The organism is Streptomyces sp. DSM 110735 (assembly GCF_016482685.1).
Classification (GTDB): Bacteria; Actinomycetota; Actinomycetes; order Streptomycetales; family Streptomycetaceae; genus Streptomyces.
The window spans coordinates 230,143-247,253 of record NZ_JACYHF010000008.1 but is presented as its reverse complement, the minus strand read 5'-3'; the positions used below and the strand labels follow the sequence as shown (position 1 = coordinate 247,253).

Genomic DNA, 17,111 nt, shown 5'->3' with positions numbered 1-17,111 from the left:
CGCGGCAGGACCCGCCCGGTGCGACTGCGCCCGACGGCTCCACAGCGGGCTGCGGACACCCCGCCGGAGCCGGTCGCACCGACCCCGGCGGGGCACCCTTCCTGTCGTCCTCCCCACTGTTCTGCCCAGCCCTGGCGTCGCACTCACGTGCCCCCGGGACGGGCTTGGTCGTTATGTCCGGTGTGAGGCATCTACAAGGACGCGCGCGGCGCGCGCTGGCCGCGCTGGCCACTGCACTGACCTGGGCGGGACTGGTGGCCGGAGCCGCCGGCTGCACCGCCGACGGCTCCGGACCGCTGGGCATCGGCGGACCGCCGGGCAGATCCCCCGCCCCCGAGGACGTCATCCGCGTCACCCCGCGCGACGGCGGCACGGGCGTGCGCCCGGCTGAGCGGCTGCGTGTGCGGGTGCCCGACGGGAGGCTGGAGAAGGTCACCGCCACCCGCTCCCAGGACGCCCAGGACACCCCGGTCACCGGGAAGATCAGCGCGGACGGACGCAGTTGGGAGCCCGACGACAAACAGCTCGCGCTCGCCGCCCGCTACACCCTGGACGTCGTGGCGGTCGACGGCGACGGGCGCCGCTCCGCCCGGCACACCACCTTCACCACCTACGTCCCCGACGAGCGGTTCATCGCCTACGTCACCCCCGAGAACCGCTCCACCGTCGGCACCGGCATGATCGTCTCCCTCGCCTTCAGCCGGGAGATCGCCGACCGCGCCGCCGTCCAGCGCGCGGTGCGCGTCACCGCGAAGCCCCCGGTCGAGATCCGCCCGCACTGGTTCGGCAAGAACCGCCTCGACTTCCGCCCCGAGAAGTACTGGAAGCCCGGCACCAAGGTCACCATCGACCTCGACCTGCGCGACGTCCAGGGCGCCCCCGGTGTCTACGGTCTCCAGCACAAGACCGTCACCTTCACCGTCGGGCGCAGCCAGGTCTCCAAGGTGGACGCCTCCGCGCACACCATGCAGGTCCGCCGCGACGGCGCCCTCCTCGCCACCGTGCCGATCACCGCGGGCGCCCCCAAGACCCCCACCTACAACGGCAAGATGGTCGTGATGGACATGCTGGAGGTGACCCGCATGAACGGCGGCACCGTCGGCTTCGGCGGCGAGTACGACATCCCCGACGTCCCGCACGCCATGCGGCTCACCGACTCCGGCACCTTCCTGCACGGCAACTACTGGTCGCCGGACGCCCCCGGCGAGACCAACGTCAGCCACGGCTGCGTGGGGCTCAGGGACGTCAAGGGCGGCGGCGCGGACACCCCGGCGGGCTGGTTCTTCGACCGCAGCCTCGTCGGCGACGTCGTCGAGATCGTCCACAGCAAGGACAAAACCGTCGCCCCGGACAACGGGCTCGGAGGGTGGAACATGGCATGGAACCAGTGGAAGGCGGGCAGCGTGCTCAAGTGACCGTGTGAGCTGCGGGGTTCCGGTGCGCGGGGACTGGTTGAAGTTGCGACGGAACGGTGACATGGGGCGGGCGTTCAGGCCGGAACCCGGCGGCTAACATCCCTGGTGTGCGCGGGACGCGCCGGGGTGTGCGGGCCTGTTTGAGCCAGGCCACGGAGGGGAGACCGACTTGAACGTGCGGCCGATATCGGGGGCTTCGGCGGGGAGCCGGCGCAAAGGTCGTGGTGGACTCGCGCTGATGGCGGGCGCGCTGGTGCTGTCGCTCGCCGCGTGCGGCGGCGGAGGCGACGCCGGGAGCGGGTCCAAGGACGGAAAGGGCGGCTCGTCCGCCCAGCAGGAGAAGCAGTCGGTCGCGGCCGTCAGCATCTCGCCCAAGTCCGGGGCGAAGAGCGTGAACACCAGCGGGGCACTGAAGGTCGAGGTCGCCAAGGGGCGGCTGACCAAGGTCGTCGTCAAGGACGCCAAGGGCACCGAGGTCGACGGCAAGATGACCGACGGCGGAGCCACCTGGACCCCCTCGGCTCATCTGTCCGCGAGCACCAAGTACACGGTGCACGCCGTCGCCGAGGACTCCCGGGGTCGTGAGGCGGCCGAGGACTCCTCCTTCACGACGCTCACGCCGAAGAACACCTTCGTCGGCTACTTCACCCCCGAGGACGGCTCCACGGTCGGCGTCGGGATGCCGTTCTCGGTCCGCTTCACCCGGGGCATCACCGACCCGGCGGCGGTCGAGAAGGCCATACACATCAAGACCGAGCCGGCCGTCGACGTCGAGGGCCACTGGTTCGGCAACGACCGCATCGACTTCCGCCCCGAGAAGTACTGGAAGTCCGGCACCAAGGTCACCGTCGACCTCGACCTGGACGGCGTCGAGGGCCGCGACGGGGTCTACGGCAAGCAGCACAAGACGGTGAAGTTCACGATAGGCCGCAACCAGGTCTCCTACGTGGACGCGAGCAAGCACACCATGAAGGTCACCCAGGACGGCAAGACCGTCCGGACCATCCCGGTGACGACCGGCAAGCCCGGGTACGACACCTGGAACGGCCAGATGGTCATGACCGAGAAGCTCAGCGTGACCCGCATGAACGGCGAGACCGTGGGCTACGGCGGCGAGTACGACATCAAGGACGTGCCGCACGCCATCCGCCTCACCGACTCCGGCACCTTCATCCACGGCAACTACTGGGGCGGCGGCGCGTTCGGCAACTACAACGCCAGCCACGGCTGCGTCGGTCTGCGCGACGTCAAGGGCGGCTACGACAAGGGCGTTCCGGCGGCCTGGTTCTTCAACCACTCCATGGTCGGTGACGTGGTCGTCGTCAAGCACTCCCACGACCGCACGGTCTCCCCGGACAACGGCCTCAACGGCTGGAACATGAGCTGGGCGGACTGGAAGAAGTAGGACCCCACGAGACGGGCCCGGCGCTGTGACACACGGCACCGGGCCCCTCGTCGTTAGCGGACGTTAACCTGCTGAGCATGACCGTGAATCTCGAAGTCTCCGAGGGCGTCGGCACGCTGCGGCTCGACCGGCCGCCGATGAACGCGCTGGACATCGCCACCCAGGACCGGCTGAAGGAACTCGCCGAGGAGGCCACGCGCCGCGACGACGTGCGCGCCGTGGTGATCTACGGCGGGGAGCGGGTGTTCGCCGCCGGGGCGGACATCAAGGAGATGCAGGCGATGGACCATCTGGGCATGGTCCGCCGGGCCCGCGCGCTCCAGGACGCCTTCACCGCCGTCGCCCGCATCCCCAAGCCCGTCGTCGCCGCCGTCACCGGGTACGCGCTGGGCGGCGGCTGCGAGCTGGCGCTGTGCGCCGACTACCGCATCGCCGCCGACGACGCCAAGCTCGGCCAGCCCGAGATCCTGCTCGGACTCATCCCGGGCGCGGGCGGCACCCAGCGGCTGCCCCGGCTGATCGGACCGTCCAGGGCGAAGGACCTCATCTTCACCGGTCGCATGGTGAAGGCGGACGAGGCGCTTTCCCTCGGACTGGTGGACCGGGTCGTCCCCGCCGCCGAGGTGTACGAGCAGGCACACGCCTGGGCCGCCCGGCTCGCCCAGGGTCCGGCGGTCGCGCTGCGCGCGGCCAAGGAGTCGATCGACACCGGTCTGGAGACCGACCTCGACACCGGGCTCGCGATGGAACGCAACTGGTTCGCCGGGCTGTTCGCCACCGAGGACCGCGAGCGGGGGATGCGCAGCTTCGTGGAGGAGGGACCGGGCAAGGCCAAGTTCCTCTGAGTACCGGGTGAACGTGAGCGTCGGGTGAACGCGAGCGTCGGGTGAACGCTTCGGAGCGATCCCCGGCAGGGCCGAAGTTCCGGGCCAAATGCCCTCTTGGCCCTTGCAATTGACGCGTCGTCTGATTCGGTCCCCTCGGTGCAGCGGTTTATGGGAGCCTTAACCCCACCTTAAGCCTGCCTCGCCGAGGGGAGCCCTTCGCTTGCCAGGAACCGAGCCGTCTCCGCAGGTCGGAGGCGCCTCCGCCGAGTCTGTCGTGCCGTTGGCATATGACAAGCGCATGGAGCGCACCAGGGGCGTACAGGGGGCGTATTCCACCGGAACGCCCCCGGAGCCGCTCGATGACGGCCATCATGGGGGCATGGCGGGGCTGGAGGGCATCGAACAGCCACGGGGACACAGCCGTGCGGCCGCGGCGCGCTGGTCGCCCGCGGTCGAGGACGAACGGGCGCTCAAGGCGCTGGAGCTGTTCGGCAACCCGGTCGAGGCGGAGGTCCGGCTTCCGTCCCGCCCCGAGTCCGCCGCCACCGCCCGCCGGCTCGTCCAGGTCGTCGTGCTGCGGCACTGGGGGCTGAGCCCCAAGATGACCGAGGACACGGTCTTACTCGTCTCCGAACTCGTGGGCAACGCCGTACGGCACACCGGCGCCCGCGTCTTCGGACTCCGCATGCGCCGACGGCGCGGCTCGATCCGCGTCGAGGTACGCGACCCCTCCCGCGCCCTCCCCTGCCTCCTCCCCGTCCGCGAACTGGACGTCAGCGGCCGCGGTCTCTTCCTCGTCGACAAACTCTCCGACCGCTGGGGCGTGGACCTCCTCCCCCGCGGCAAGACCACGTGGTTCGAGATGCGCCTGGCGGACCGCTGAGCAGGTCCGTCGGCAGTCCTCCCCGCGCCCGCTTGAGTCTCCAGCGGGTGGAGACCGCAGACTCGGCTGCGTGAACGACGACGGCACGGGCTTTCTCACCATCGGCGATCTGGCGCGGGCGACCGGTCTGACCGTCCGCACCATCCGGTACTGGTCCGACGAGGGCGCCCTTCCTCCGGTGACCCGCTCCAGTGGCGGTTACCGGCTCTACGACGCCGCTTCGGTGGCCCGGCTGGAGCTGATCCGGACGCTGCGCGAACTGGGGCTCGGTCTCGCGGACGTGCGGCAGGTCCTGGCCGGGGAGCGGACGGTGGCGGAGGTCGCCGCCGCCCATGTGGTGGCGCTGGACGCGCAGATCAGCTCGCTGAAGGTGACCCGCGCGGTGCTGTCGTCCGTCGCGAGACGTGGCTCGAGCGCGGAGGAGACGACCCTGATGAACAGACTGGCCCGGCTGTCGGCAGCCGAACGGCGGCGGATCATGGAGGAGTTCGTGGAGGAGATGTTCCACGGACTCGACACGGCGGACCCCGAGATCCGCACCCGGATGCGGAACAGCGCGATGAACCTGCCGGACGACCCCACCCCCGAACAGGTGGACGCGTGGGTGGAGTTGGCGGAACTGGTCCAGGACCCGGAGTTCCGGGCGCAGATGCGGAGGGCGGCGGAGTTCAACGCCGCCGACCGGGGGCAGGGCGCACCGCCCGGCGCGTCCATGTGGTTCGCCCGTCGGCTGGTCCAACTCGCGGGCGCCGCACGGGAGAAGGGCATCGATCCGGCGTCCCCCGAGGCGGAGACGGTGCTGCGGGAGCTGCTCGGCGACACCGACCGGGACAAGGTCCTTGAGCGGATGCTCGCCTCGCACAATCCCCGGCTCGCGCGGTACCGCAGACTGCTCGGCGTCCTGAAGGGAACGCCCGTCTTCGACCACGAGGAGGACTTCGGGTGGGTGGTCGCCGCACTGCGGGCGCGTACGGACGGTTAATCTGACCAGCGTCAGTATGCCGGTACGGCAGCGCACACACGAGATAAAAAGGGGCGGATCGGTGGCCGACATCGAGGAAGCACGCAAGCAGTTCCAGCGGATCGACGCGGACGGTGACGGGTTCATCACCGCGTCGGAGTTCAAGAGCGCCCTCGCTCAGCAGGGCGACTGGAACGTGACCGAGACGGTGGCGGCGGCCATCATCAAGACCCGCGACCTCAACGGCGACAAGGTCCTGTCGTTCGACGAGTTCTGGGCCTACCTGGCCAAGTGACACGTGTGCGGGAAGGGGCGCCCTGCCGGGGTGCCCCTTTTTCGCGCTCCGACGCCCGACGCCTGACCCCCGACGCCCCGCGCCCTGCGGCTGTCACCTGTTCGCCGTACCCGCCGGAATAGCCCGCCCCGCCCCACGGTTGTCGCCCACGGCAGAAGAATGCACATGCATGAACCCTGAGAGGTTTTCATGAAGATCGGCATCATCGGCGCGGGCAACATCGGCGGCAACCTCACCCGGCGGCTCACCGCCCTCGGTCACGACGTGTCCGTGGCCAACTCGCGCGGTCCCGAGACGCTCAAGGCGCTGGCCGAGGAGACCGGCGCGACACCCGTACGGGCCGAGGAGGCGGCGAACGGCGCCGAGGTCGTCGTGGTCACCGTCCCGCTGAAGGCGGTCCCGGACCTGCCCGCAGGGCTGCTCGACGGCGCCGCCGAGGGAGCCGCCGTGATCGACACCAACAACTACTACCCGCGTGAGCGCGACGGCCGGATCGCGGGCATCGAGGACGAGGGCATCACCGAGAGCCGCTGGACCGAGCGCCACCTCGGACGCCCCGTCGTCAAGGCGTTCAACGGCACCTACGCCCAGGACATCCTGGACCGCCCCCGCCCCGCCGGCGACCCGGACCGCCTGGCCCTCCCGGTCGCCGGGGACGACGAGGCAGCCAAGACGAAGGTCCGCGCGCTCATCGACGCACTCGGCTTCGACACCGTCGACGCGGGCGGCATCGACGACTCCTGGCGCCAGCAGCCCGCCACCCCGGTCTACGGTCTGCGCGAGGGCGTGGACGCGGTCCGCGCGGCGCTGGCGGCGGCTTCCCCGGAGCGCCCGGCGGAGTTCAAGGGCTGACCCCCGACGGAACCCGGCAACGCCGCCCGGTGCCTCCTACGAGCTGAGGTGCGCCCAGGCCACCAGGGCGGCCTTGCTGGAGAAGTCGGCCACGTCCTTGTCGAGCGGCTCGCTGGTGTACTGGTGGAACCGCCACTTCGCCTTGATGCGCGGCTTGCCCGCGCTCACATAGTCGGCGATCCACAGTCCGTCACCGGCGTACGAGGTCGTGTCCACGTTCAGCCAGAAGTTGCGGTTCGTGTAGAGCACGACCCGGTTCTTCGGGCGCAGTTGCTTCAGCTTGCGGATGAACGCGTCCTTCTCCGCGTTGCTGGCGTGGGTGCCGTCGCCGGTGGTCTCCCAGTCGACGGCCAGGATGTCCCCGGGCTTGTCCGGCGCCTTCGCCACGAAGTACTCGGCCTGATCGGTGAGATTGCCGGGCCACAGGAAGTGGTAGAAGCCCACGACCAGACCGGCGTCCCGCGCGGTCTTCGTCTGGGCCGCGAGTCTGGAGTTGACGTACGACCGGCCTTCCGTCGCCTTGATGAAGGCGAAGGAGAGCCCGTCGGTGTCGTACGACGAGGACTGGTAGGCGCTGACGTCGATCCCATGGAGCATGAAGAGGTTGTGCCCCCGAGAGGGGCAGTCGGAACATGGGACTCCCTTTGTGGCGGCGCCGGTTGTCAGCGCGCGGACACAGTCGATCCGTGCTCCGGGTGCCGTTTCCCGCCCCTGGCCTCGGACTTCGCCGGGGCGGTGAAGATCCGGTCCAGGTGGTGACGCAGTACCTCCGCCGCCGATTCGGGACCCCGCTGGCCGACGAGGACGCCGGTGCCCAGACCGGCCGCCATGGCGAGCAGCCCGATCGCCTCCGTACGGGCGTCCGCCCCGGGGTCGGCAAGACCGTCCTCCTGCGCCTGCCGGAGCAGGGCGGTCAGGACGTCCTCGGCGGAGTCCGGGTTGTCGATGAACGGCTGCGCGGCCAGCGCCTCGTCGGTCACCGACAGGATCGCGTACGAGGTGTAGAGCAGGTGGAAGACGCGGCTCTCCTCGTCGGTCGGCAGGGACGACAGGAGGATGGCCTCGACGGTCGCACGTGGTCCCGGCCACCCGGACGAGCGCCTCGGCGATCTGGGTCCGCCGCTCCTCGTGGTCTACACTTCGCGACCTTCGCCCCCAAGGCGCTGCGCCCCCGGCTCGCCGCCTGGCTGGACCAGCCGGTGCTCGTCGTCCCCGAACTGCGCACGATGGCCCAACTGCGCGCGCGTGCCTTCCGGATGCGCCGCCCCGCCCCGCTGCCGCTGTCGGACGCGGAACTGGGCTCGATCCGCACGCCGTTCTACCTGGTCATGGGCAGGCGCAGCCTGCTCGTCCACCCCCGGCGGCAGGCGGAGCGGGTGCCCCGCCTGATCCCCGGCGCCCGCGCCGAGATCGTCGCCGCCACCGGGCATGTGCCGCAGATGGACCACCCCGACCTGCTCAACGCCCGGATGCTGAGCTTCATGGACGACACCGACTCCGCCACCGCTCTACGATCGGACCGATGAGCACATGGACGAAGAGCCTGGACGCGGCGGACATCCGGGACGCCGGATTACGTGAGGACTACGGCGCACAGCGGGAGTTGGTGAAGCACTCCCGCTCCACCGCCTACCTGGCCGCCCGCTGGCTGCTGCCCCGCCGGGTCCTGCCCCACGTCCTCGCGGCGACGGCCGTGATGGAACACGGCGACAACCTCCTGGACACCGGTCCGCTGCCCGAACGGGAGCGTGCCTGGGCCGCCTGGGAGGAACGGGTGCGCAAGGCGCTGGACACCGGCGACAGTGACGACCCCCTGATCCGCACGCTGGCGCACACCATCACCGCGTACCCCCGCATGAGGGAGACGGCGGAGACCTATCTGGCCACCGCACCGGCGGAGTTGACCTTCACGGGCTTCGAGACGGAGTCCGACTACCAGTCGTACCTCGACGCCTACTCCGTCCCCGCCTTCATGCTCATCGGCACCCTCCTTGGCCCCCAGGACGACACCACCCCCTCCTTCCGAGCCGCCTGCCGGACGTTCATCGAGGGCGCCCAACGCCTGGACTTCGTCAACGACTTGGCGGAGGACCTGCGCGAGGGACGCCCCGGCATCCCGACGGACACCCTGACCCGCTTCTCCCTCACGGTGGACGACCTGACGAAGGACCCCGACCCCTCTGCCCTGCGCGCCCTGGTCGACCACGAAGTCACCCTCGCCCGCACGTCGTTGGAGAAGGCAAGGAACCTGCCCCTCCTGGCGCCGCCCCCGCACCGCCGCCTGCTGAGCACCCTGGTCGAGGTCGAACTCCTCACCGCCGACGCGGTGTCGAAGCGCGGCGCCGACATCCTGAACGGCTCGGCGTCCCCGTCCCGCCTGCGGATGCTGGGGCTGTTGCTGCGGGGACGCTGACACACGCCCCGGCGGCCATGGTCAGATTTTGATCACGCGGACACGGGGACCGCACAGCATGCGGAGATCCTCGGGGTCCGACGTCAGCACGGTCACGGGGGAGGGCGAGTCGAGTGCGGTGGCGGCCACGATCGCGTCGAGGGCGTACTTGTGGCCGTGCAGCCCGGCCGCGGCAAGCAGCTTGCTCGCGTGGCGGGCGACGGCTTCGGTGGGCGGGACGATGTTGACGCGCGACACCGCGTAGTCGAAGCGCGCCTGGCTGGTCCTGGGGTCACGCGCTTCCACGAGGGTGACGGAGCTCGTGACGACGCGGATGTCCTCAGCCTCCGCCGCGGCCAGCCACTCGGTGAGCTCGGGTGTGCGCCGCACGAGGTGGGACAGACCCTCGCAGTCCAGGACGAGCGTGCCGCTCACGCGGCGTCCGCCGAGCCCGCGTTGTCCCCGCGCAGCACGGCTCGCTTCGCTTCGACCGCTGCCTGGTCCACGGGCCCGTGCTCGGCTTCCGCGTCGTCGATGAGTTCGCGCAGCCGGTCGCGCTCCAACTGGCGCTGGATGAGGGCTTCGACGTAGGCCGACATGCCGCGCTTGCCGGTACGGGCCTTGAGCGCGGCGATGGTGCCCTCGTGCAGGGAGACAGAGACCGGCCGGACGGGACCTTCGCCGGGTGCCGGGGAGGTAGCCATGCGGCCAGCTTAACAAGAGTCTTGTTATTAAGCTGTGTTTCCCCTCAGCACTCGATGATGTTCACCGCCAGCCCGCCCCGAGCCGTCTCCTTGTACTTCACGCTCATGTCCGCCCCCGTCTCCTTCATCGTCTTGATGACCTTGTCGAGGGAGACCATGTGGGCGCCGTCGCCGCGCATGGCCATCTTGGCGGCGGTGACCGCCTTCACCGCGGCCATGCCATTGCGTTCGATGCAGGGGATCTGTACCAGACCGCCGACGGGGTCGCAGGTGAGGCCGAGGTTGTGTTCCATGCCGATCTCGGCGGCGTTCTCGACCTGCTCGGGGGAGCCGCCGAGGACCTCGGCCAGCGCGCCCGCCGCCATGGAGCAGGCGGAGCCGACCTCGCCCTGGCAGCCGACCTCGGCGCCGGAGATGGAGGCGTTCTCCTTGAAGAGCATGCCGATCGCGCCCGCCGCCAGGAGGAAGCGGATCACGCCCTCCTCGTCGGCGCCGGGGACGAAGTTGACGTAGTAGTGCAGCACCGCCGGGATGATGCCGGCCGCGCCGTTGGTGGGGGCGGTGACCACACGCCCACCCGCCGCGTTCTCCTCGTTGACCGCCATCGCGTAGAGGGTGATCCACTCCATGGCGTGCGCGAGCGGGTTGCCCTCGGCGCGCAACTGGCGGGCGGAGACGGCGGCGCGGCGGCGGACCCGCAGACCGCCCGGGAGGATGCCCTCGCGGGACATGCCCCGCTGGACGCACGCCCGCATGACCTGCCAGATCTCCAGCAGACCCTCGCGGATCTCCTCCTCCGTGCGCCAGGCGCGCTCGTTCTCCAGCATCAGGGAGGAGATCGACAGACCCGTCTCCTTGGTCAGGCGCAGCAGCTCGTCGCCCGTGCGGAAGGGGTACTTCAGCACCGTGTCGTCCAGCACGATGCGGTCCGCGCCCACCGCCTCCTCGTCCACGACGAAGCCGCCGCCGACCGAGTAGTACGTCTTGGTGAGCAGCTCGGCGCCCGAGGCGTCGTACGCCCACAGGGTCATGCCGTTGGCGTGGTACGGCAGGGCTTTGCGGCGGTGCAGGACCAGGTCGTCGTCGAAGGAGAACGGGATCTCGCGCTCGCCGAGCAGACGGAGACGGCTCGCCGCCTTGATCTGCTCCACCCGCTCGTCCGCGCCCTCCACGTCCACCGTGCGCGGGGAGGCGCCCTCCAGACCGAGCAGCACCGCCTTCGGGGTGCCGTGGCCGTGGCCGGTCGCGCCGAGCGAGCCGTACAGCTCGCAGCGCACGGCGGCGACGGAGTCCAGCAGACCCTCGTTGCGCAGACGGCGGGCGAACATGCGCGCCGCGCGCATCGGGCCCACGGTGTGGGAGCTGGACGGGCCGATGCCGATCGAGAACAGGTCGAAGACCGAGACGGCCACGGTGACTCCTCAATGACGAACAAGTACAAAAGTGATGCTGACAGACCACGGGTGCCCCGCCCACGGGACGGTGGGCGGGGCACCCAGGTGAACTTCGGGGTACTACTCGCCCAGCGTGGGGTACAGCGGGTGCTTGTCGGCCAGCGCCCGCACGCGGGCGGCGAGCGCTTCGACGTCGTACGACGGCTTCAGCGTCTCCGCGATCACGTCCGCGACCTCGGCGAAGTCCTCGGCGGTGAAGCCGCGGGTCGCGAGGGCGGGCGTGCCGATCCGGAGACCGGAGGTCACCATCGGCGGACGCGGGTCGTTCGGGACCGCGTTGCGGTTGACCGTGATGCCCACCTCGTGGAGGCGGTCCTCCGCCTGCTGCCCGTCCAGCTCCGACTCACGCAGATCCACCAGGATCAGGTGCACGTCGGTGCCGCCGGAGAGCACGTTCACCCCGGCCGCGCGGGCGTCCGGCGCGGTCAGCCGCTCGGCGAGGATGCGCGCACCCTCCACCGTACGCTGCTGGCGCTCACGGAAGTCCTCCGAGGCGGCGACCTTGAAGGAGACCGCCTTCGCCGCGATCACGTGCTCCAGCGGACCGCCCTGGAAACCGGGGAAGACCGAGGAGTTCAGCTTCTTGGCGAAGTCCTTCTTCGCGAGGATGATGCCGCCGCGCGGACCGCCGAGCGTCTTGTGCGTGGTGGAGGTCACCACGTCCGCGTACGCGACCGGGTTCGGGTGCAGTCCCGCCGCGACCAGACCGGCGAAGTGCGCCATGTCGACCCACAGGTGGGCACCGGTCTCGTCCGCGATCCGGCGGAACTCCGCGAAGTCGAGCTGACGGGGGTACGCCGACCAGCCCGCGATGATCACCTTCGGGCTGTGCTCCTTGGCGAGGCGCTCGACCTCGGCCATGTCGACCAGACCGGTCTCCTCGTCCACGTGGTACGCGACCACGTTGAACTGCTTGCCGGAGAAGTTCAGCCGCATCCCGTGGGTGAGGTGGCCGCCGTGCGCGAGGTCCAGACCCAGGATCGTGTCCCCGGGCTGGGCCAGCGCGAACAGCGCCGCCTGGTTCGCGGAGGCGCCCGAGTGCGGCTGGACGTTGGCGTACTCGGCGCCGAACAGCTCCTTCACCCGGTCGATGGCGATCTGCTCGGCCACGTCCACGTGCTCGCAGCCACCGTAGTAGCGGCGGCCCGGGTAGCCCTCGGCATACTTGTTGGTCAGGACGGAGCCCTGCGCCTCCATCACCGCGAGCGGCGCGAAGTTCTCGGAGGCGATCATCTCGAGGGTGGACTGCTGACGGCGCAGCTCGGCGTCGACCGCGGCGGCGACCTCGGGGTCCAGCTCGTGCAGGGGCGTGTTCAGGACGTCAGTCATACGGCTCCGGCTCCTCAGCCTGCGGTGTAGGCGGTGTACTCGTCGGCGGAGAGCAGCTCCTCGGGCTGCTCCGCGGCGCGCACCTTGAACAGCCAGCCGCCCTCGAAGGGCGCGGAGTTCACCAGGGCGGGGTCGTCGACGACGTCCTGGTTGATCTCCGTGATCTCACCGGTGACCGGCGAGTACAGCTCAGAGACCGACTTGGTGGACTCCAGCTCGCCACAGGACTCGCCCGCGGTCACGGCGTCGCCGACCTCGGGGAGCTGGACGAAGACCACGTCGCCGAGCGCGTTGGCCGCGTGCTCGGTGATGCCGACCGTCGAGACGCCGTCCTCGGCGTCCGAGAGCCACTCGTGCTCCTTGGTGTAGCTCAGCTTCTGCGGGTTGCTCATGACCTGAATTCTCCTGTACGCGAGGGCGTGCTGGACGGACGAAGGGGACGTAAACCGCTGATGAGCGGGGAAAATGTGCGCAGGCTCACGCCGGGGTGGTACCGGCGGCGCTCCGGGCGGGTGACCGCTTCCGGTCCTGCCCGGCGGGGGCTACTTCTGGCGCTTGTAGAACGGCAGCGCCACGACCCGGTACGGCTCGTGGCTGCCCCGGATGTCCACGCCGACGCCCTCGGTGCCGGGCGCCGCGTGCGCCGCGTCCACGTAGGCGATGGCGATGGGGCTGCCCAGGGTGGGGGAGGGGGCGCCGGAGGTGACCTCGCCGATCACCTCGCCGCCCGCGACGACGGCGTACCCGGCGCGCGGCACCCGGCGGCCCTCGGCGATCAGCCCGACCAGGACGCGCGGCGGGTTCTGCTCGGCGCGCTCGGCCGCCTCCGTGAGCGCGGCGCGGCCCACGAAGTCGCCGTCCTTGCCGAACTTCACGACCCGGCCGAGACCGGCGTCGAACGGGGTCAGCTCGCGGGTCAGCTCGTGCCCGTACAGCGGCATGCCCGCCTCAAGGCGCAGGGTGTCGCGGCAGGACAGACCGCACGCGACCAGCCCGGACGCCTCGCCCGCCTTGGTCAGCGCCTGCCACAGCTCGACCGCGTGCTCCGGCTTCACGAACAGTTCGAAGCCGTCCTCGCCGGTGTAGCCGGTGCGGGCGATCAGCGCGGGGACGCCCGCGACGGTGCCGGGGAGCCCGGCGTAGTACTTGAGGTTGTCCAGGTCGGCGTCGGTGAGCGACGTGAGGATCGCGGGGGACTCCGGTCCCTGGACGGCGAGCAGCGCGTAGGCGTCGCGGTCGTCGCGGACCTCGGCGTCGAAGCCCGCGGCGCGCTCGGTCAGCGCGTCGAGGACGACCTGGGCGTTGGAGGCGTTGGCCACGACCATGTAATGGGTCTCGCCGAGCCGGTAGACGATCAGGTCGTCCAGGATGCCGCCGTCGGACTGGCAGATCATGGTGTAGCGGGCGCGGCCGGGACCCACCGAGGCGATGTCGCCGACCAGCGCGTAGTTCAGCAGCGCGGCGGCGTCGGGGCCGGTCACCGTGATCTCGCCCATGTGCGAGAGGTCGAAGAGACCCGCCCGGGTGCGCACCGCCAGGTGCTCGTCGCGCTCGGAGCCGTAGCGCAGGGGCATGTCCCAGCCGGCGAAGTCGGTCATGGTGGCGCCGAGCGCGCGGTGCACGGCGTCGAGCGCGGTGTGACGGAGTTCGGTGCTGCTCATCGGTCGGTCGTCTCCCAGGGCAACGGGGGATGGGGCGAGGAACGTTCCTCCCCATCTGTCATCGGAACCTGAGAGGTTCGCCATGACCCGCACGGTCACGGTTTGCACCTTGGGTGGAGCCACTGACGGCAGCGGCCCGCTTTTCAGATGTGCCTCGCCCGCGCGGTAACGGGGCCTGAGAGATTCAAGGGAGGGACTTGCTCCTTCGGCGCCCCGGCGACGTACTGCCAGGGACTCTCCCGCGCGGATTCAAGCGGCCGGTATGCAGTTGGCGGCCACATCATCGCACGGCGATCGCCGCCGCTGAAGGGGCGGCCGCCTGTGACCGGACCGTGGCAGGACGGACACGGAACCACCGACTTCCCGCATTACCTTCTCTTTACATTCGATGGGCAAGGGATTACCTGAACCCAAGGGGAGGACGATCTCGGTGAACAGGACTCCGGCGTACGCCGCCACCGGCCTGGCGGTGCCGCGCCAGCCCTCCGCACCGGCGCGGGAACGCCGGGCCGCCGCCCGCCCCGCCCCCCTCGTGCGTGACCTGCGCGAGCGCCCCGGAGGCACACCCCGCGCGCTGCGCTTCGGTCCCCGGGACCTCGTGGTCGTCACCGGGCTGCCCGGCAGCGGCAAGTCCACCCTCATGCACCGCGTCGTCCCCGGTCGTCGCATCGACTCCCAGGACACCCGCGACCGCTGGCAGCGCCGCCTGCCCGCCCTGCCGTACGCGCTCTACCGCCCCCTGGTCCGCCTCGCCCACTACGCCGGGCTGCGCCGCGCGCTGGCCACCGGCGAGGGCGTCGTCGTGCACGACTGCGGCACCCAGTCCTGGGTCCGCGCCTGGCTCGCCCACGAGGCACGGCGCCGGGGCGCCGCCCTCCATCTGGTCCTGCTCGACGTCGACGCCGAAGCCGCCCGCCGCGGCCAGCGCGAGCGCGGCCGGGGCGTCTCCCGCTACGCCTTCGGACGCCACCGGCACACCACAGCGCGACTGCTGCGCGCCGTGGAGCGCGGCGAACTGCCCCCGGGCGTCGCCTCGGCGGTGCTCCTGGACCGCGCCGCGGCGGACGGACTGCGCCGGATCGACTTCGCGGCGTGAGGTCCGCCGCCCGCACCGGTTAGCCTTCTGCACCACAGCATGGTTTTCCCGGCAGGCGGTAGGAACATGGACTTCCCGGCGGACTTTCCCGCGGACTTCCCGGCACAGGCGCACCCCCACCCGCACGGCGGGTGGCCAGGCAACGAGTTGGAGGAGGTGCTCTCCGCCTCCCTCGGCGTGCCCTCGGCGGGCGCCCGGATCGTCGAGGTCCTCTCCCGTAGCTTCGTGTGGATCCCGCTGCCCAACGGCGGTGGCCCGCAGAGCGGTTCGCTCGACCTGCCCTCCGTGGAGATCGAGGGCCAGGTGTTCATCCCGGTCTTCAGCTCCGAGGAACAGTTCCGCCAGTCGCCGGGCGCCCACCTCTCCTTCACCGTCGCCCCGGCGGTGGAATTCGCGCGCGGGCTGCCGCCGCAGGCGGGCATCGTGCTCAACCCCGGTGGCGTGGTGGGCGTTCCGCTGCCCCCCGAGGCGGTCGCCGAGCTGTGCCGCGCCGACCGCACGGCGCTCGACGGTCCGGCGGGCGGCGCCCGGGTCCGGCTCTTCGAGCCCGACTGGCAGGAGGACCCGGTGGACTTCCTCGCCGCCGCCTCCGCCGAGTTCGCGGGCACGGGCGTCGTCGTCACGGCCCGCCGCTGCCTCGCCGCCATCGAGACCGCCGACCCGGTCCTCTTCATCGGCGTCGAACTCTCCCAGTGGGAGGGCGACTCGCGCGCCCGCCCGCTGGAGGCACTGGAGCGCGCCCTCGCCCAGTCCCCGGCGCCCTGGCCCGTCAACCTCGTCCTCCTGGACGTGGCCCAGGACCCGGTGGGCGACTGGCTGAAGACGAACGTGCGCCCCTTCTACCAGTACGGCACCTAGTGCCGCGGCACTGGCCATCGGTACGGCAAACAGTCCGTCATGGGGATCCCGGCGATCGCCGCTTAAGCTGTCCTCCACACTGGGGCAAGAATCGAAGGGGCGGTAAGACAGGTGAGCGCGAGCCCGAGCGCCGGCGTCGAACACACACTCCGCCAGGTCACCCCCGGCCGTTACGACGCCTACGAGGCACTGCTGCGCGCCCTCGCCACCCCCTCGACCGGGCAGATCTGGATGCTGCTCTGGCACGGCCAGGCAGGCTCCCCGGACGCGCAGTACGGGACCATGGAGGTCGACGGCTTCGGCTACGCCCCCTGTGTGACCTCCGCGCAGGAGCTGTCCGCCAGCGGCTGGAGCCGGTCGTACGAGGTGGCCGAGGGGCTCGACGTGGCCCGCACCCTCTACCCCGACCACTACGGTCTCTGGCTCAACCCGCACGCCCCCGGCGGCGGCGTCGGCATCCCCTGGCTGGACCTGCGCCGCATCGCCACGGGGCTGGACCGCCAGCCCGCGGGTCCCCTCAGCATGTCCGAACCCGCCATCGAGGTACCGGCGTTCTACGCCCTGCTCGCGCAGAACGCCCACCGCACCCCCGCCCTGCGCTCGTTGCGCCGCGCCTGGGTGCAGCCCGCGCTCGGCGCCCCGTACCTCGCCATCGGTCTCGACGTGTACGAGACGACCCCGGCGGCGGTCGACTCGGTGCGGGCGATGATGCAGCAGTCCATCGGCGCGGTCCCCGACGGGCTGCCCGTCTCGACCGTCGCGATGACCGACGACTACGACCCGGTCGTGATGTGGATGCGCGCCAACGCGCGCCCGTTCTACGACCGCGAGGCGCACGCGGTCGCCGCGCAGCCCCAACTCCCGCCGTCCGTACGCCCCCAGGCACCCGCCGCCGGGTACGGCTACCCACCGGTGCACGGCGGTTACTGATCAACAGGCCCTCCTCGGAGGGCCTTTGGTTTTCCGCGAGCAAAGTTTA

General features: G+C 70.9%; 18 protein-coding genes, 2 pseudogenes and 1 riboswitch. Of the genes and pseudogenes, 12 read left to right on the top strand and 8 right to left on the bottom strand.

All coding sequences use genetic code 11. The features are described 5' to 3' along the window. Positions 1-182 precede the first annotated feature (182 nt). The 7 genes from IF655_RS15995 (at position 183) to IF655_RS15965 (ending at position 6,638) form a co-directional block, all read left to right on the top strand. Positions 183-1,415 carry an Ig-like domain-containing protein gene (locus tag IF655_RS15995; protein WP_199585454.1) on the top strand — a complete coding sequence of 411 codons (1,233 nt, stop codon included), beginning with the start codon at positions 183-185 and terminating at the stop codon, positions 1,413-1,415. Between the two features lie 169 nt (positions 1,416-1,584). After that, positions 1,585-2,820, top strand: a complete 1,236-nt coding sequence (locus IF655_RS15990; RefSeq protein ID WP_199585453.1) for an Ig-like domain-containing protein — start codon at positions 1,585-1,587, stop codon at positions 2,818-2,820. A gap of 77 nt (positions 2,821-2,897) precedes the next feature. After that, entirely contained in the window at positions 2,898-3,665 is a 768-nt protein-coding gene (locus tag IF655_RS15985; RefSeq protein ID WP_199585452.1) for an enoyl-CoA hydratase/isomerase family protein, read from the top strand. A gap of 361 nt (positions 3,666-4,026) precedes the next feature. After that, on the top strand, positions 4,027-4,530 hold the full coding sequence (locus IF655_RS15980) for an ATP-binding protein (protein WP_307814936.1): 504 nt from the start codon (positions 4,027-4,029) through the stop codon (positions 4,528-4,530). Between the two features lie 70 nt (positions 4,531-4,600). After that, the gene (locus tag IF655_RS15975) at positions 4,601-5,512 is read left to right on the top strand and encodes a MerR family transcriptional regulator (protein ID WP_199585450.1); all 912 of its coding nucleotides are present in this window, start codon (positions 4,601-4,603) and stop codon (positions 5,510-5,512) included. Positions 5,513-5,573: 61 nt separating this feature from the next. Beyond that, a complete protein-coding gene (locus IF655_RS15970) occupies positions 5,574-5,786 on the top strand; it encodes an EF-hand domain-containing protein (protein ID WP_199585449.1) in 213 nt (70 codons plus the stop codon). Positions 5,787-5,975: 189 nt separating this feature from the next. After that, positions 5,976-6,638 (top strand): NADPH-dependent F420 reductase, encoded by a 663-nt coding sequence (locus tag IF655_RS15965; RefSeq protein ID WP_199585448.1) that lies wholly within the window; start codon positions 5,976-5,978, stop codon positions 6,636-6,638. 36 nt (positions 6,639-6,674) lie between these two features. Here IF655_RS15965 and IF655_RS15960 read toward each other — a convergent pair whose 3' ends face one another. Together IF655_RS15960 and IF655_RS15955 are read right to left on the bottom strand one after the other, a co-directional pair. Continuing rightward, a complete protein-coding gene (locus tag IF655_RS15960; RefSeq protein ID WP_199585447.1) occupies positions 6,675-7,235 on the bottom strand; it encodes a glycoside hydrolase family 25 protein in 561 nt (186 codons plus the stop codon). Positions 7,236-7,300: 65 nt separating this feature from the next. Further along, positions 7,301-7,723: pseudogene (locus IF655_RS15955) on the bottom strand (TetR family transcriptional regulator C-terminal domain-containing protein); the annotation flags it as partial. Between the two features lie 54 nt (positions 7,724-7,777). On the opposite strand from IF655_RS15955, the pseudogene IF655_RS15950 reads away from it, so the two are divergent. Both IF655_RS15950 and IF655_RS15945 read left to right on the top strand, forming a co-directional pair. Continuing rightward, positions 7,778-8,164 (top strand): annotated as a pseudogene (locus IF655_RS15950) (alpha/beta hydrolase); the annotation flags it as partial. After that, positions 8,161-9,051, top strand: a complete 891-nt coding sequence (locus IF655_RS15945; RefSeq protein ID WP_199585446.1) for a squalene/phytoene synthase family protein — start codon at positions 8,161-8,163, stop codon at positions 9,049-9,051. The pseudogene IF655_RS15950 and the gene IF655_RS15945, both read left to right, overlap by 4 nt. A gap of 21 nt (positions 9,052-9,072) precedes the next feature. Here the strand turns inward: IF655_RS15945 and IF655_RS15940 are convergent, their stop codons facing one another. From IF655_RS15940 to gcvT, 6 genes are all read right to left on the bottom strand, one after another. After that, entirely contained in the window at positions 9,073-9,465 is a 393-nt protein-coding gene (locus tag IF655_RS15940) for a type II toxin-antitoxin system VapC family toxin (RefSeq protein ID WP_199585445.1), read from the bottom strand. Then, a complete protein-coding gene (locus IF655_RS15935) occupies positions 9,462-9,734 on the bottom strand; it encodes a hypothetical protein (RefSeq protein ID WP_199585444.1) in 273 nt (90 codons plus the stop codon). The genes IF655_RS15940 and IF655_RS15935 overlap by 4 nt, the downstream gene beginning before the upstream one ends. 44 nt (positions 9,735-9,778) lie before the next feature. After that, positions 9,779-11,146, bottom strand: coding sequence for an L-serine ammonia-lyase (locus tag IF655_RS15930; protein ID WP_199585443.1), 1,368 nt, complete (start codon positions 11,144-11,146; stop codon positions 9,779-9,781). Between the two features lie 102 nt (positions 11,147-11,248). Further along, positions 11,249-12,517, bottom strand: coding sequence for a serine hydroxymethyltransferase (gene glyA / locus IF655_RS15925; RefSeq protein ID WP_206775892.1), 1,269 nt, complete (start codon positions 12,515-12,517; stop codon positions 11,249-11,251). Positions 12,518-12,531: 14 nt separating this feature from the next. Next, complete coding sequence (gene gcvH, locus IF655_RS15920) at positions 12,532-12,909, bottom strand: glycine cleavage system protein GcvH (protein ID WP_199585442.1); 378 nt, start codon at positions 12,907-12,909, stop codon at positions 12,532-12,534. 150 nt (positions 12,910-13,059) lie between these two features. Next, positions 13,060-14,178 (bottom strand): glycine cleavage system aminomethyltransferase GcvT, encoded by a 1,119-nt coding sequence (gene gcvT, locus IF655_RS15915; RefSeq protein WP_199585441.1) that lies wholly within the window; start codon positions 14,176-14,178, stop codon positions 13,060-13,062. Between the two features lie 153 nt (positions 14,179-14,331). After that, positions 14,332-14,430: riboswitch (glycine riboswitch) on the bottom strand. A 178-nt stretch (positions 14,431-14,608) separates the two neighbouring features. On the opposite strand from gcvT, the gene IF655_RS15910 reads away from it, so the two are divergent. From IF655_RS15910 to IF655_RS15900, 3 genes are all read left to right on the top strand, one after another. Further along, complete coding sequence (locus tag IF655_RS15910; protein ID WP_199585440.1) at positions 14,609-15,274, top strand: AAA family ATPase; 666 nt, start codon at positions 14,609-14,611, stop codon at positions 15,272-15,274. A 66-nt stretch (positions 15,275-15,340) separates the two neighbouring features. Beyond that, the gene (locus tag IF655_RS15905) at positions 15,341-16,132 is read left to right on the top strand and encodes an enhanced serine sensitivity protein SseB (protein ID WP_199585439.1); all 792 of its coding nucleotides are present in this window, start codon (positions 15,341-15,343) and stop codon (positions 16,130-16,132) included. A 111-nt stretch (positions 16,133-16,243) separates the two neighbouring features. Continuing rightward, on the top strand, positions 16,244-17,062 hold the full coding sequence (locus tag IF655_RS15900; RefSeq protein WP_199585438.1) for an enhanced serine sensitivity protein SseB C-terminal domain-containing protein: 819 nt from the start codon (positions 16,244-16,246) through the stop codon (positions 17,060-17,062). Positions 17,063-17,111: the final 49 nt, after the last annotated feature.

Bases quoted from the DNA above. Each gene is read 5' to 3' on its own strand.
- IF655_RS15985 (WP_199585452.1), top strand. From the start codon at position 2,898: ATGACCGTGAATCTCGAAGTCTCCGAGGGCGTCGGCACGCTGCGGCTC.
- IF655_RS15980 (WP_307814936.1), top strand. From the start codon at position 4,027: ATGGCGGGGCTGGAGGGCATCGAACAGCCACGGGGACACAGCCGTGCG.
- IF655_RS15965 (WP_199585448.1), top strand. From the start codon at position 5,976: ATGAAGATCGGCATCATCGGCGCGGGCAACATCGGCGGCAACCTCACC.
- IF655_RS15960 (WP_199585447.1), bottom strand. From the start codon at position 7,235: ATGCTCCATGGGATCGACGTCAGCGCCTACCAGTCCTCGTCGTACGAC.
- IF655_RS15945 (WP_199585446.1), top strand. From the start codon at position 8,161: ATGAGCACATGGACGAAGAGCCTGGACGCGGCGGACATCCGGGACGCC.
- IF655_RS15935 (WP_199585444.1), bottom strand. From the start codon at position 9,734: ATGGCTACCTCCCCGGCACCCGGCGAAGGTCCCGTCCGGCCGGTCTCT.
- glyA (WP_206775892.1), bottom strand. From the start codon at position 12,517: ATGACTGACGTCCTGAACACGCCCCTGCACGAGCTGGACCCCGAGGTC.
- gcvH (WP_199585442.1), bottom strand. From the start codon at position 12,909: ATGAGCAACCCGCAGAAGCTGAGCTACACCAAGGAGCACGAGTGGCTC.
- gcvT (WP_199585441.1), bottom strand. From the start codon at position 14,178: ATGAGCAGCACCGAACTCCGTCACACCGCGCTCGACGCCGTGCACCGC.
- IF655_RS15905 (WP_199585439.1), top strand. From the start codon at position 15,341: ATGGACTTCCCGGCGGACTTTCCCGCGGACTTCCCGGCACAGGCGCAC.